Raw genomic sequence first — 13,994 nt, forward strand, 5'->3', positions numbered from 1 at the left:
AAAAATTTTTCTTGAAAATCATGAATATTAAAAGAATTACAATACCCCTGATATTATTTGCGGCGGCTTCAAGTGCTTTTGCAGCCACATATCTTAGAGATGTTATAATACCTGAAGCCGATTGGAATGGTGAAGATGCTTGGCTTGATGCCACAACTTTAGACTCTATCATTATTCCTCCGACTTCGTCCGACAACGTAAGAGTTTGGTTCGGTATAACCAATATAACAGAAACTGCTGTTGCCAACAATATTTCAATGCAGGCTGGCGAAGATAAAACAGGCGAGATCCCAACATTGAATGTTTCCGCAAATCTAACTCTTGCGGACTCTTTCTACGTCGAAAAAGGCAACTTAAATATTAGCGCGGGCACTACAACTATAAGCGGCGGCACAAACGCTTTCGGCATGAATAGCGGCACTCTTACTTTGTCGGGAACTTCCGAAACAAAGTCCAATCATTTTAATTTTGGCGACAACGGCGTGGCAAACTCCGGCGCAATAACAGTAAACGTTTCAGATTCCGCAAAAATGACGGCAACAACCCTTGCAAACGGCTTTGGCTTCGGCGTTAACGCAAGAACGCAAGACGTAGTTGTAAACGTTTCCGACAACGCCGCTTTGACAGGCCGCTTAAAAGTAGGCATTGGCGACAACGACAAGAAATATACATATTCCGCAGCCGCTACTGTAAATATTTCCGGCAATGCAACTGTAAGCGCCGACTATATCAACCTTTACAGAAACGCAACTTTGAACGTTTCGGGCGAAGCGGTGGTTACGGCTTCCGCTGACGCGCGCTTGGGCGATATGAACCACTTGAATTCGGCAAGCTCCGCCACTCAGGCAAGCGTAACATTTTCCGATTCTTCGCGCTTAAATGTCAACGGCGGGGAAAACGGCGTGATGATTTTTAACGGCGCAACCGTTACATTTGAAGACAATTCCGTTCTAAACGTCAACAGAAATGTATGGGTAGGCAAAACATACCAGGGTGTATTTTCGTCGGGCCATCTCATATTGAAGGACAATGTGCAAACTTACAGCGGCGCAAACTTGGTTCTTTTGGGCGCAGATTCCACAGTTGAATTTTACGGCTCGAACATTAAGGCAAAAAGCGGCCAGACCTACAACTTCACAAACTTGGGCGCGTCCGCATATAGGGCTCAAATGGCGGGCACTATGAAGTATATCGCCGACGCCGACGGCATCTCGCTTATTAAAATCAACACGATTGTTGCCCGCGACGAAAGCAAGAATACCGGCTACGACATTCTTTTGGATTTCACAAACTTCGTGTTAACCGAAGGCGAAACCAAGCAAATGGCGATAATTTACTCGAATTCAAGCCAAAATGTCATCTCGGCTTACGAAACCTACCAGAGCGATTTGATTACTGTTATCAAGGCCAACGAAGCCGACACATACTCGATTTACGCAAGCGGCAAAACGCTTTACATCGACTACACCAGCGCGATTATCCCCGAACCCGCGACTTGCGCGGCAATGGCAGGGTTGCTCGCTCTTGCGTTCGCGGCATATCGCCGTCGCAAATAAAACACATTGGCGCGAACAAAAAAAGGAAAGGCGGTAAGCCTTTCCTTTTTTTGCGGAATGAAGAATTAAGAATGAAGAAACGGGCGGGCAAGCCGCCAAGTCCGCGCAAGCGCATGACTTAGTTTGCATAGCGGATAGAAAGTTTTTGGAATATTTAATGAGAAACAAGAGAGATTTAAAAATTTCTCTTTCCACTAATTAAACAAAGTGCAACACCAGTGAGGGACTAGGGCGCAAAGCGCCCCAATTGCACGCATCTGCTTGGTTGACTTTCGCCAATCCGCGCAGCCTGCGCCCTTCGGGAAAATTGCTTCGCAATTTTTGCTCCCCAAAAGCTTGCTTCGCAACTTTTGTGGTCTTCATTAAAAAAATTGGCAGCGGGGGCATAGAAAGTCCTTATTTAAAAAATCTACCGCGGCGCAGCCGCTCTTATTTTTTCAAAAACTTGATAGGTTGTACACTCCCCGCGCGGGGAAGATTGCGCGGCTGTGTATGTTATCCGTTCAGCGTCTGAGTAGGTTGTGTGTGGAAAAAGCGGTCAAAACGCCCGATGACTAACATCCCAAAAAGTTTTTTTCAAAAACTTTTCGGGAGCCCTGTTCTCTCGCATTTTGCGAATGGGGTGCTGTACAAGAGTACTGCCCCCTGAGCAATCCCAACATGGAGGGCAAGGAAAAGAAAAAACAAACTTTTTTTCAGATGCGGCGCAGCCGCTCTAATTTTAAAACAATTTTCTAAATTGTTTGTTTTTTCTTTTCCGTTCCTACGCGCTTTTTCACTATCGGGGGATTACCAAGGTCTGCCCCGGTTTAAGCGATTGCGGCGTCGATAGCTTGTCGCGGTTGGCATTATAGATTTCTTTCCACTTTGAGGGATTTCCGTACGCCTTGCGGCTTATGCTGCTTAATGTGTCGCCGACTTGAACGGTGTATGAAGATGCAGTCGTTTCCGAGGTTGTCGCAACTGTTTCGCGTATCGTAAGGGATGAACCGCTTGCACCGGCGCGCGTTTCAACTGTCTCGCGGATTTTTATGCGCGAATTTTCAAGGCTTTCGATTTTTGCGTTTGCGGCGGCAAGTTCCTGTTTAAGCTTCAAGTTTTCCTCGCGAATTTTTCGCATGGTGTTTTCCATTTCGATGGTTTCGGAGGATATGTCGTACGGATTTCCGGGGGCGGAAGCGAGAAATTGCTTTTGTGCCGTGTCTATGCACTGGCGCACGCGGCGGGATTGCTCCGATTTGTTGTCGGGTTTTAGTTCAAGGTATTTGCGGAAGTGGTGTATAGCCTCAATCGGGTCTTTTATGTTGTTTAGGTATATCAGCCCCAAATCGAGATGGGATTCGGGGGCGTCGCGCCGTTTTTCGGTAACTTTCGTGAACGCCGCCAATGCCTCCATGAAATTGCCCTTTTTGAGTTCTTCCTTGCCTCTCACAAAATGCGATTCGTCTTCTTCGCGTACGACCTGCGCATTGTTTCTATCGCATCCGCCCGCAAACAGGACGTAAGACGCCGCAAGCGCGACAAGGGCGGAAAGCGCAATGGTTCTGCGCAAATCCGACCCTCTTCTGCTGAAACTCATTTCGGGCATTTCCGTTTTCCCTCCCTCGCTTTTTTTAGTGGCGGAAATGGCGGATTGAAGTAAACACCATTGCCATATTGTTTTTATCGGCTTCTGCGATTACTTCTTCATCCCTGATTGAGCCGCCCGGCTGGATTGCCGCAGTAGCACCCGCTTGGGCTGCCGCCGCGAGCCCGTCGGCAAACGGGAAGAACGCGTCGCTTGCCACGATGCTGTTTTTGAGGCTCAATCCCGCTTCGCCCGCCTTCCAAACGGCAATTCTCGAAGAATCAACCCTCGACATTTGACCTGCGCCGATTCCGAGCGTCCTTTCGCATCCCGCATAAACAATGGCGTTGCTTTTGACGTGTTTTACGACTTTCCAGCCAAAGAGCATTGCGCGCCATTCTTCCTCGGTGGGTTGGCGTTTTGTGACGACTTTCATGTTCGCTTTAAGCTCTTCAATGTCGTCGGCTTCCTGAACGAGCATTCCGCCCGCGACGCTTTTGAAGGTGAATTTTGATTTTTGCGCGTTTTTATTTATCATCAAGCGCAAATTCTTTTTCTTCGAGAAGATTTCCAACGCTTCTTTCGAGAATGACGGGGCGATTATGACTTCGCTGAAAATATGGGCGATGGCTTCGGCAAGTGCGCCGTCCAATTCGCGGTTTACGGCGATTATGCCGCCGAACGGAGCCTGTTTGTCGGTTTCAAACGCCTGGTTCCACGCTTCCAAGAGAGTTTCGCAAGTTGCTACTCCGCAGGGGTTTGTATGCTTTAAAATCGCAACGGTGGGCTTGTCGAATTCAGAAATGAGTTCGGTTGCCGCGGTGATGTCTATTATGTTGTTGTAGGATAGCTCTTTGCCTTGCAGTTTTTCAAAAAATTTGTCGAAGTCTCCGTAAAGGGCCGCCGCCTGGTGCGGATTTTCGCCGTAGCGCATTTTTTGCACAAGAGGCATTGAAATGTTCATTCTTTCTGGAAGTCCGCCGACGTATTTTTCCTGCAAATAGTTGGAAATTGCCGTATCGTAGGAAGCCGTGCGCTGATATACTTTAAGAGCCAAAAGCTTTCTAAGTTTCTTCAATTCTTCGGGATTTTCCAAAACGTCGAGGACTTTTTGATAGTCGGAAGAATCACAAATAACGGTGACATCCTGATGGTTTTTAGCGGCGGAGCGGAGCATTGAAGGCCCGCCGATGTCGATGTTTTCGATTGCGTCTTCAAGAGAGCAGTTCGGCTTGGCGACGGTTGCTTCAAAGGGGTAGAGGTTTACCACAACCATGTCTATCATGCCTATGCCGTTCTTTTCGGCTTGAGCCATGTGGTCGGGATTTGAACGCAGGCAGAGCAGTCCGCCATGGATTTTAGGGTGCAATGTCTTTACGCGCCCGTCCATCATTTCGGGGAAGCCCGTATATGAGCTGACTTCCGTGACTGCAACGCCTTCTTTTGAAAGAAGTTTCGCCGTGCCGCCCGTCGAGAGGATTGTATAGCCGTGTTTTTGCTGCAATTCTTTTGCAAATTCCACGATGCCTGTTTTATCGCTGACTGAAATTAAAGCTCGTTTTGCCATGTTTTTCATATCAAAAAAACTTGCGCTTATTCGCAAGCATATTCTTTCAAAAAGTATTGATTTTTTTCGGGAATTGCCCAAGCTTGCCTCTTATGAACTTTAATCTTCCTAAAAACGCACTTATGACTGTCGATGACCTCCCTTTTAAAAGGGTGGCGAAAGGCAAGGTTCGCGAAAATTTCGATTTGGGCGACGAGCTTTTGATTGTCGCAACCGACCGCATTTCCGCTTTTGACGTGATTTTGCCAAACGGCATTCCCGGAAAGGGCGTTCTGCTTACCCAAATAAGCCTTTGGTGGTTCAACCAGGCGCGCAGCATCATGCCAATACACTTGCCCGAAAACCACGACGAGCGCGTGCGCGAGCTTCTGAAAGACTATCCGCATTTGATTGAACGCTCGATGATTGTAAAGAAGTTGAAGCCGATGCCGATTGAGGCGATTATGCGCGGCTATCTTGCGGGAAGCGGCTGGAAGGAATACAAAAGCACAGGGAAACTCTTTGAATTCGATTTGCCGAAGGGAATGCGCGAAAGCGAAAAGCTCCCCGAACCGCTATTCACCCCGACTACAAAGGCGGCGGAAGGTCACGATATGCCGATTACAAACGCCGAATGCGAAAAACTTTTGGGAAGCGAAATTTTCAGTCAAATTAAAACCGCTGCGCAAAAACTTTACGCCATGGGCGCGAAAAAGGCGGACGAATGCGGCTTGATTTTGGCGGACACCAAGTTTGAGTTCGGAACGGACGATAGCGGCAAAGTCTATTTGATTGACGAAGTTTTGACGCCCGACTCTTCGCGCTACTGGCCAAAGCAGGGCTATGAAGCGGGCAAGCCGCAGCCGTCTTTCGACAAGCAGTACGTCAGGGATTGGCTTGAAACTTTGGACTGGAACAAGCAGTATCCCGGCCCCGAATTGCCTGCGGAAGTCATAGCAAACACGATAAAATGCTATTCGACCGCGCTTGAAACGCTGATGGGCAAATAAGGGTAAAATTCAGGCGGGCCAATGGTTGGTCCGCCTTTTTTTGAATTTAAATAAAACGGTCGAGAGCCTTTAAAAGCTGAAGTTCCAAGGCAATTCGGGTGCGGAGCTCCTCTCGGTATTCGGGCAGGTCGCAGGCTTTTGTGCGCGGCGGGAAGTTGTGTTTTTGGCAGTCGCATTCTTCCCTTATGAAATAGCCGTCCTCGTCTTTATAAATAACGGCTTTTATGTCGCTTTTGCATGATTTGCATTTTCTTCCAAGTGAGAACGGTTTTTCAAGTTGATTTGTCATAATTAATTTGGGTTTTATGAAAATATTGACAATGAAAATCAAATTTTGTTCCGAATATTTTGTTGACCGATGTTTTTTTTCGATTAAAAAAACAATTATGAAAAGATTTTTCATTTATGTTGCATTTTCTTTTTTCTGCCTCGTTTTGCAAGCTTTGGGGGCTGATGATTTTGTCCGTTTTTCAAATGGTTTTTCAATTCTTCTTTTTAACAAATCCGTTTCTTCAAATTCGGTAAAAGACACCGCGAATTTTTGCCTTTGTCCGCCGTTAACGCAAACTCAGGGTGGCGCGTTTTGTTTTGCGGGCGGTGGAGAAAACTTGGCGAAGGCGTTTTTTTTGAAGCCTTCAAGCGGGAATTTTTACGGACGCTTCGCGGAGGGCTTAAAGGTTAGAAAAGGCGACATTTCTTTGGAGTCGGCGGTGTTTTCAAGGAGATTTTTGCCGCTTAAAAAGGCGTATTCTGAAATATTAAAAAATTTTTCCCTGTCGGCGGAAAGTTTCAATCCCGCCTTGGTGGACGTTGCCGCAATAAAAATATCGCAGTGGTTTGACTGGGTTTCGTTCGGGTTTCAAAAAGACGTTTTTAAGCCTGAAAACGTTTCGGAAAATGCTGACTTTATGCTTGCCTCTTCCGCCGTGTTTAATTTTGACTTTGTTCTTCCAAACGGATTTGCGGATTTAAAATTTACGTTTAAGAACGGCAAAGTTGTCGATAAAAAGGCAATGGTTTTCACGGACGATGTGGCTGTCGGTGAATTTAAGGATTTTGACGCCGCGGTTTTGAATGTCAAAAACACGGGTTTTTCGATAGTTTTCATTAAGCCGAAAAACTTTGAAAGGGCAAAGGAAATGCTTTCAAAACTCGACGCCGAGAGCGTCGAAAACGCCTTTAATGTCTTGAAAATGCTCGCAAATAGTGCCGAATTTCGGCTAATCGTTCCAAAATTCAAGCTCGATTCAGCTCTTATGAATTTGAATACTGCAATGGAAAGCATTGGCGCGGGCGCGATTTTCGGAAAAACGGAATATCCGAAATTTTCCGATGAAAAACTGAATGTCGGCAATGTCTTTCAAGCAGCTTTTTTTTCGATGCGACCCGCCGCGTCGGGAGGGGGATTAACTACGTCTTCTCCTGCAAAAACGCTTGTTTTGGACAGACCTTTCGCCGTCGCAGTGTGCGAAGCCAAAACGGGCAGGATAATCTTCTTGGGCGCAGTCGAAAATCCCAAGGCGAATTAAAAAGCCGCTTAGGATTTGGCAATCCAGCAGTTTTTGATTTCTGCAACGTACATTTTGTGGAAAGACTTGTCGGGATACCACCGTTCTATTTGGTCTTTGTCCAAAAAACATTCGGGCTTGATGAAATCGGAATACATCTTTTTGCATTCCAAGACGAGTTTTGCCTCTTTGAAAATCGGAGTCAGGCTTGACGTAAATTGGGCGTTTAACTGCGTAAGACCCAGCTTGTCGCCGTCGCGCCCGCTCTTTGTGCCGCATATTTTCAGGCTTTCGCGGTATTTTTCCTGGAAGAAGCATACGGAGAAAAGCTCGTTTTTTTCCACAAATTCGTAAGTGTAGCGGTTGGGGCGGATAAATATGAATGCGACATCCCTCCCCCACATTTCGCCAATGCCGCCCCAGCTTACGGTCATTGAGTTGAAGTTTTCGGGCGAGCCCGCGCTAACTAACGCCCAGTCGCCTGCAATCAGCTTGATTGCGTTTTCTGAAATTTCTTTCGGGTTGATTTTTCTGAACATGGTTTTGATTTTTGTTGTTTTTTTATTATCGGAGAATTTTTCCTCAAATCAATTTTTTCGTATTTTCTTGCAAGCGCGCTTTTATTACAATTTAAATAAAAAAATTCTATGCTAAATCGACAAAAGAAATTCACAATCGCAATTTGCTACGACTTTGACGGTACTCTTTCGCCAAACAATATGCAGGAGTATTCTTTCATACCGAAGCTCCAGCAGGAGCCTAAAAAGTTCTGGGAAGACACTTCAAAAATCGCAAGGCAAAACGACAGCGACCTGATTTTGGCTTATATGTATCTGATGTGCCGCAGGGCGCGCGAACAGGGTATCGAAATCAAACGTCAGGACTTTGTGAATTTCGGCAAAAACGTCGAATTTTTCAAGGGGTTGACGCCGGAGTTTAACAGGGAAAGCGCAAACGGCGAACTGTTTGGCTCTATAATTCCCGACTGGTTCGAGCGAACAAAAAGCTACGCAAAAGCTTTCGGCGCGGAATTGAAGCATTACGTTATTTCTTCCGGGCTTAAAGAAATGATAGAAGGGTCGAAAATCGGCAGGAAATTCGACAAAATTTTCGCCTCTTCCTTTATTTACGACGAAAACGGAACGGCGGTGTGGCCCGCGGAAGCCATAAACTATACGACTAAAATGCAGTATCTTTTCCGCATAAACAAGGGCGTCTTGGACATACAAAAAACAATCAACCACTATATGCCAGAACCCGACCGCCCCGTGCCTTTCAAGCGTATGATATATATTGGCGACGGAATGACTGATATTCCTGCCATGAAGCTTGTGAAGAGCCAGGGCGGATACTCAATCGCAGTGCACGACGGCTCGCGCCGCAAGGGCAAAAGTTCGGAAAAGCTCCTAAACGAAAACCGTGTGAATTTTGTTGCAAAGGCAGACTACTCGCAAGGCAGCATCCTTGAACATCAGGTCATGCGCGTCATCGCAAAAATCGCCGCCGAGAAAGAAGTGGAAAATGTTTAAGCCCGAAAGGCATTCTTCCCAAATTTTACATATTAAAGTTAGATAAAAAAGAAAATTTTAAACTCTGCAAAAATATTGTGGTATTTTTTACTAAGTTTTAAGAAGATGATGTTTTTACTTGATAAAACGTTAAAGTTGTTTGTAAACGGTTTGGGTAGTGGAGGATTTTTGGTATATTTTAAGCAGTATTCGCAAATTTTAAACTTTAATCTTTACAAAATATCAATAATATAAAAAATAAAATATATTGAATTTTACAGCCTTTTCTAATGATTAAATTTATGTATAAAAAAATTATTTTCGTTTTGTTTCTTTTGGTTTCTCAATTTTCTTTCGCCGCCAAAATTGATTTTAAAATGGAGGAGGAAGCAACAATTTCTTTAAGTATAAATGCCACTGTAAGGGAAAAAGATAGCGGACGTTCTGTCGCAAGTTTAGAAGATACATCAATAGAGGTGAAATTGGTCTTTGACGAAGTGCCGTTTGAAAAACGTTTGGAACTTGCCAAGAAAAATGACGCGGAGTCTATTATAATGCTTGCTTGGCGTTATTACCATGGCATTTCCGTCGAAAAGAATTTTGAAAAATCTTTGGAGTATTGCAAAATTTTGCAAAAACTTGGCAGGCATGATTTAAATTCTCTTAAATCAACTCTTGAAATGCAAATTTTAATTCGCGATGCCCTTAAAAACGGCAAGGAAAGGGCTGTCATTGAAGCGCAATCAGGCAATGCGATATCTGCTTATGCTGTGGGGGCTCTGTATTTTATGGGAAAGGATGGCTTTGAAAAAAATAATCAAAAGGCAAAAGAATTTTTAAGCTTGGCTTGCAAATCGGGTTATGCCAAGTCGTATTTAATTTACTCTTACGTATTGTTTTCGTTAAATGAAAAGGTAGAGGGGATGCGCTTTTTGAAAAAAGCCGCGGAGAATAAGTCAGACCTCGAAGCGTGTTGTATGCTTGCTTGGCATCGCATAAATAATAGCAGCGACAAAAAAGAGCAAGAGGCTCTTTTTAATGAACTTTTAGAGCTTGCAAATAAGGGCAATGATATGGCAATGGCATATATAGGCAACTTCTATTCCAACGGTCGTTTTGTTGAAAAGAATGAAGAATTGGGGCTGAAATTTTTTAAAGATGCGGCAATGCAAGGTGGAGATCCTTACATAATGTCTTTAATCGATTTTTACGAACGGCATTCGATGAGAGACGAAGCTTTAAAATTCGCCCGCAAATCCTATGCCTTTGATTGCAAGCCCGCGATTGAATACCTTTGTTCAAAACTGATTTCAGAGAAAATAAATAAAGTTCAAGCCGAGAAGCAAATTGAATTAAACAAGCTTAAAGAGCGTGCGGAAAATGGCGACATTTCTGCAATGATTGAACTTGCCAAAAAGTCAAATCGCAAAGAGGCTATGCGTCTTTATAAAAAAGCGGCAAGCGCAAATTCCGATAAAGATGCCCTTCAATGTATTTTTGAACTTTGGTTGGAAGATTTTGACCCGAAAAATGATCTCAAAGATTTCAAAAAATTTTACAAGATGGCGATAGATAAAAAAGTATTTTACGCCTGTTTTGTAAAAGCAAAATTAGCCGAGAAAGGCATGATAAAATCTTCAAAGAAAACCACCCCGATTAAGCTCTACGAATTTGGCTATGAAAACGGTTCGGGGGAATGCGCCTACGAGCTGTTTCGCAAACAAATTGCAGGAAAAACTTTCGATGTAAAAAAGATAGTCGAATATCTCAAATTTGCTGCCGAAAAAAATGTTCCGAAAGCACTGTGCGATTACGGTAATTTGCTTTTGCATGGCGGATTATCGGGTGTCGAAAAAAATGAAGAATACGGCATAAGCCTTTTAAAACGCGCTGCCGAAGCCGAAAATATAAAGGCTCTTGAGGTTCTTTCAAAATATTATTTGCAAAAGAAGAATGTCGGGGAGGCGGAAAAATATTTGCGAAAAGCCGCTTTGCTAGGGTCTGTAAAGTCAATTAAAAACTTGGGGATTTTGTATGTGTCTCAAAAAAAGTATAAAGAGGCAATGCGCCGATTTAATAATTGTATGAATTTGGGTGATTTTTCTGCCGCAGTTGATATATCGCGAATGTACTACAATGGATGGGGCGTTGAGGCTTCTGAAGAAATGGCTCTCGTATATCTGTTTGTTGGCGCAAAAAAAGGCGATGTCGAAAGTTTGCTGCAATATGCGCATTTGCTGGTTTATTCTGAAAATCCAAAGATCAGAGATGTCGAAAATGGGCTGAAAATATTTCGCTTTTTGTTCCCGATTTACGAAGAAAAAATGAGCGATATTTCATTCTTTTTGGTGAAAAATTTAACAGTGCTTGAAAAGCCTCAAAGCGAAATATATGCAATCGCAAAAGTCGCAAAAAACAAAGGCGTTGATAGCGAATACATCGTTTCTTGCGTGGCTCATTTTGAAGAAAAAGTAATCAACCCGGAAAATAGGGCTGAATTTGAAACCTGTGTAAAGGAACTTGAAAAGGAATTTACAAATGAAACGAAAAAGACAACTTTCAATTTGCCGATAGTGCCTGCAATAGAGGAGTATTTTGATAAAAACACAAAAAATAATGCTCCTAAAAATTCCGAGAAATCGAATTGAGCTTTAATCTTTTCTAAAAATCTGATTCCGAAATAATGCGCCAATGAAAAGACGCATTATTTTTTTGCGTTATAAGTTTTTGGTTTTTAGTGAAGTTGTAAATATTTTAAAGAAAAGTTCGAAAATGAAGTTGAAAAAAGTTGTGGTTTATTTTGGCGTATTTTACCGAGAAAATATCTTTAGTTTTTTGCGCCACATTTTAAATTTTTGATAAAATAAACAAATTCTGTAATGCCGCAAATGCGGTTTTATTCTTTTGGCGGTTTTGAGGCGAGTTTTGGACGCCCTGTTTTTCCTACTTTTCTCTTTTTGCAGGATTTTAAAAAATTTTCGTCCGGAGGGGTTAAAAATTCCCAAATAGGCATTTCAAAGGCTTGGGCGAGACGCTCTACCGTGTCTATTCTCATATACTTCTGCCTTGCGGATTCTATGTTTTGGTAAAATTTGTAGTTGAATCCCGCATATTCGGCGAATTGCTCCTGCGTGAGCCCTTTTTGCAGGCGCAACTGTTTGCTTCTATTGCCAATAAACACCGTTAAAACCATAGGTATTTTTATTTTAAATGACATTTTTTTTAAAAAACACCCATTAGTTAACGGTGTTTTTGTCTTGACAATGGGAGCTGCTTTTTTAGAAATGGCAAATTATGAAAACAAAACTATTCTTAACGCTTATTTTTTTATTCGGCATTCCATTATTAAATGCCTTTTCCCAAGAAGACTCTGTTGAACAGGAAAATGCTTCATTTAATGATTATATTTTTGAATCAAATGGTAAATCTTTTAAAATAAAAGACGCCGTTTTTACTACGGAAGGTTTGTTAAATTCGCAATCGACTGCATTTGCTGCTAATATAAATGGTAATAAGTGCATCATTACAAACATAAGAGTTTCCAGTTCTGATATTGTTAATGGGGTAAGGTTAAAAAATGGAGAGCTTTTAAAAATTCCTTTGCACATTTTTGTCTCTCCAGGGGCGGATATTCTATTTTTTAAAAATTTAAATATAATAGAAGCAATAGATGTGAATTTTAAAGATGATTTAAGCGAAATTTTGAAAGAAGGAGACGAGGTTCTTGTATTTGGTAATCACTTGGGTGTTGGAACATTGGAAGCAAGAATTTCTTGTATCGACTCTGTTGGTGTAAGGGAAATAAATTTAAAAAACTTTGAAACTCTTGATTTATATTATCACGAAAAGGTAAATGAATTAGAAGGAGATTTAAATGAATTGAACTATAAGGAAATGGAGCTTTTTAATAAAGGCTTGGATAATAGTTCTCCTGAAATAAAAAAAATAAAAACAGATAGAATTGAACTTACTAAAAGGCGGGCTCAAATAAGAAATATGATTTACCAGATTCGTAATCTAAAAAGAAAATATGGCAGGATGTTTTCTTTTTCTTCGATAGGTAGTCCTGTAATTCATTTAAAAAGCGGGAAATGTATAGGGTTTTTATCGCTTTCTTATAATTATAAATGGAATAATATTGAATCTGGAACATTTACAGCAGCAACAGGGGCGGAAGCTTTTGATAATGGATTTTTTAATTTTTCATTCACGGTTTCGCGATTTGATTCATTAAAGCGTTTTTCAGGTATTAAGCTTTCAGAAATAAAAGATTATTCAAGATCAATGTCGGAGGCTGTTGCAGTTTATTCTTACGCGTCCTTATTCTTGAAAAATCAGAAAGGGCGTGCGGGCGAAATAAAACAATTATCATTTCCTAATATTAATTATCTTGAAGATTTTATAGTTGAAAAAGATTTCTTGAAACAACTTTATGAAGCGCAGGTAAGATATTCAAGACGACTGGGCAAAGGTACGGAAGAAGCTATGAAAAATTCAATAATTGAATATTATTCTAATCTTCGTTCCATCATTTTTGGATTACGTTCCCGCCTGAAAAATTCAAAAGCTTACGTCGCTTTTAAAAATGACGCGGACCCTCTGATAAGGCGCATGGAATCTTTGGAAAAAGATCTAGACATGGTTAAGAGGAGCAATTAAAAGCCTCTTAATCTCGCGAGGGTTCGGGAAACCGAACCCTTTTTTTTATTTTATGATGCAATAAAAATCATTCGTTTAAATTGGATTTTATTTGTTTGGGAAATAGCGATATTATTCATAAAAAAATAATTTTAAGATAGAACAATTTTAGTCAGAGGATATTTTTTATATAAATCTCGAAGTTATAGAGGGTAGGATTGTTCCTTGGTGATATAAAATGTTTTTTTTCGGGGTATTGTTTTAAAGGCGAGGTTGTTTTCAGATTTAAGAATGCGAGATTTAGCGGTGATAGGGGATTTTATGTTAGAATAAAACCGCTGAAAACTTCAAAGAATAGGATTAGTCTCGGCATTTGAATTTAAACATTAAATCCATAAAAGCATGTAAAATGTATTATGTTAGTATAAAAATTTTCTATGGGTAAGGTTATTTGCGGAATGGGGGAGGGGGATAAATTTTCAAAAAATTGTTAGCATATAAATAATTTATTATTAGTGAGTTAATGTAAGGGGGTAAAAAAATTTGCAAAAAAGGCTTGCAAAGTGGGGGAGGAAGTACAGAGTGATTGACCTTTCACTTGAGAAAGAGTGGATGATCTTTGAAAAAGTCTTAAAGAAAAGTTTTTGAAAAAAGTTCAAAA

The 13,994-nt window shown here is 41.7% G+C and carries 11 protein-coding genes; 6 read left to right on the forward strand and 5 right to left on the reverse strand.

All coding sequences use genetic code 11. The features are described from left to right. The first annotated feature begins 20 nt into the window (after positions 1 to 20). A complete protein-coding gene (locus MOX91_RS02830; protein WP_370396559.1) occupies positions 21 to 1,556 on the forward strand; it encodes a hypothetical protein in 1,536 nt (511 codons plus the stop codon). A 778-nt stretch (positions 1,557 to 2,334) separates the two neighbouring features. Here MOX91_RS02830 and MOX91_RS02835 read toward each other — a convergent pair. Further along, positions 2,335 to 3,135 (reverse strand): LysM peptidoglycan-binding domain-containing protein, encoded by an 801-nt coding sequence (locus MOX91_RS02835; protein WP_370396560.1) that lies wholly within the window; start codon positions 3,133 to 3,135, stop codon positions 2,335 to 2,337. Between the two features lie 34 nt (positions 3,136 to 3,169). Beyond that, entirely contained in the window at positions 3,170 to 4,690 is a 1,521-nt protein-coding gene (purH, locus tag MOX91_RS02840; RefSeq protein WP_370396561.1) for a bifunctional phosphoribosylaminoimidazolecarboxamide formyltransferase/IMP cyclohydrolase, read from the reverse strand. A 122-nt stretch (positions 4,691 to 4,812) separates the two neighbouring features. On the opposite strand from purH, the gene MOX91_RS02845 reads away from it, so the two are divergent. After that, complete coding sequence (locus tag MOX91_RS02845) at positions 4,813 to 5,679, forward strand: phosphoribosylaminoimidazolesuccinocarboxamide synthase (protein WP_370396573.1); 867 nt, start codon at positions 4,813 to 4,815, stop codon at positions 5,677 to 5,679. A gap of 46 nt (positions 5,680 to 5,725) precedes the next feature. Here the strand turns inward: MOX91_RS02845 and MOX91_RS02850 are convergent, their stop codons facing one another. Then, complete coding sequence (locus tag MOX91_RS02850; RefSeq protein WP_370396562.1) at positions 5,726 to 5,968, reverse strand: hypothetical protein; 243 nt, start codon at positions 5,966 to 5,968, stop codon at positions 5,726 to 5,728. 97 nt (positions 5,969 to 6,065) lie between these two features. Here MOX91_RS02850 and MOX91_RS02855 point away from each other — a divergent pair, with 97 nt between their 5' ends. Continuing rightward, positions 6,066 to 7,208: a serpin family protein gene (locus tag MOX91_RS02855; RefSeq protein WP_370396563.1), complete on the forward strand. Its 1,143-nt coding sequence runs from the start codon at positions 6,066 to 6,068 to the stop codon at positions 7,206 to 7,208. A gap of 8 nt (positions 7,209 to 7,216) precedes the next feature. On the opposite strand, the gene MOX91_RS02860 is transcribed toward MOX91_RS02855, so the two are convergent. Next, positions 7,217 to 7,726 carry a flavin reductase gene (locus MOX91_RS02860; protein ID WP_370396564.1) on the reverse strand — a complete coding sequence of 170 codons (510 nt, stop codon included), beginning with the start codon at positions 7,724 to 7,726 and terminating at the stop codon, positions 7,217 to 7,219. A gap of 108 nt (positions 7,727 to 7,834) precedes the next feature. Between MOX91_RS02860 and MOX91_RS02865 the strand changes: the two genes are divergently transcribed. Then, positions 7,835 to 8,716, forward strand: a complete 882-nt coding sequence (locus MOX91_RS02865; protein ID WP_370396565.1) for an HAD family hydrolase — start codon at positions 7,835 to 7,837, stop codon at positions 8,714 to 8,716. Between the two features lie 356 nt (positions 8,717 to 9,072). Then, the gene (locus MOX91_RS02870) at positions 9,073 to 11,343 is read left to right on the forward strand and encodes a tetratricopeptide repeat protein (protein ID WP_370396566.1); all 2,271 of its coding nucleotides are present in this window, start codon (positions 9,073 to 9,075) and stop codon (positions 11,341 to 11,343) included. A 248-nt stretch (positions 11,344 to 11,591) separates the two neighbouring features. On the opposite strand, the gene MOX91_RS02875 is transcribed toward MOX91_RS02870, so the two are convergent. Beyond that, positions 11,592 to 11,912, reverse strand: a complete 321-nt coding sequence (locus tag MOX91_RS02875) for a helix-turn-helix domain-containing protein (RefSeq protein WP_370396567.1) — start codon at positions 11,910 to 11,912, stop codon at positions 11,592 to 11,594. Between the two features lie 77 nt (positions 11,913 to 11,989). On the opposite strand from MOX91_RS02875, the gene MOX91_RS02880 reads away from it, so the two are divergent. Then, complete coding sequence (locus MOX91_RS02880) at positions 11,990 to 13,354, forward strand: hypothetical protein (RefSeq protein WP_370396568.1); 1,365 nt, start codon at positions 11,990 to 11,992, stop codon at positions 13,352 to 13,354. Positions 13,355 to 13,994 lie beyond the last annotated feature (640 nt).

The organism is Intestinicryptomonas porci (genome assembly GCF_033971905.1).
Classification (GTDB): domain Bacteria; phylum Verrucomicrobiota; class Verrucomicrobiia; order Opitutales; family Intestinicryptomonadaceae; genus Intestinicryptomonas; species Intestinicryptomonas porci.

What these genes read in the sequence shown, in the direction of transcription:
- MOX91_RS02830 (WP_370396559.1), top strand. Translation starts at nt 21, where the DNA reads ATGAATATTAAAAGAATTACAATACCCCTGATATTATTTGCGGCGGCT.
- MOX91_RS02835 (WP_370396560.1), bottom strand. Translation starts at nt 3,135, where the DNA reads ATGAGTTTCAGCAGAAGAGGGTCGGATTTGCGCAGAACCATTGCGCTT.
- purH (WP_370396561.1), bottom strand. Translation starts at nt 4,690, where the DNA reads ATGGCAAAACGAGCTTTAATTTCAGTCAGCGATAAAACAGGCATCGTG.
- MOX91_RS02845 (WP_370396573.1), top strand. Translation starts at nt 4,813, where the DNA reads ATGACTGTCGATGACCTCCCTTTTAAAAGGGTGGCGAAAGGCAAGGTT.
- MOX91_RS02850 (WP_370396562.1), bottom strand. Translation starts at nt 5,968, where the DNA reads ATGACAAATCAACTTGAAAAACCGTTCTCACTTGGAAGAAAATGCAAA.
- MOX91_RS02855 (WP_370396563.1), top strand. Translation starts at nt 6,066, where the DNA reads ATGAAAAGATTTTTCATTTATGTTGCATTTTCTTTTTTCTGCCTCGTT.
- MOX91_RS02860 (WP_370396564.1), bottom strand. Translation starts at nt 7,726, where the DNA reads ATGTTCAGAAAAATCAACCCGAAAGAAATTTCAGAAAACGCAATCAAG.
- MOX91_RS02865 (WP_370396565.1), top strand. Translation starts at nt 7,835, where the DNA reads ATGCTAAATCGACAAAAGAAATTCACAATCGCAATTTGCTACGACTTT.
- MOX91_RS02870 (WP_370396566.1), top strand. Translation starts at nt 9,073, where the DNA reads ATGGAGGAGGAAGCAACAATTTCTTTAAGTATAAATGCCACTGTAAGG.
- MOX91_RS02875 (WP_370396567.1), bottom strand. Translation starts at nt 11,912, where the DNA reads ATGTCATTTAAAATAAAAATACCTATGGTTTTAACGGTGTTTATTGGC.
- MOX91_RS02880 (WP_370396568.1), top strand. Translation starts at nt 11,990, where the DNA reads ATGAAAACAAAACTATTCTTAACGCTTATTTTTTTATTCGGCATTCCA.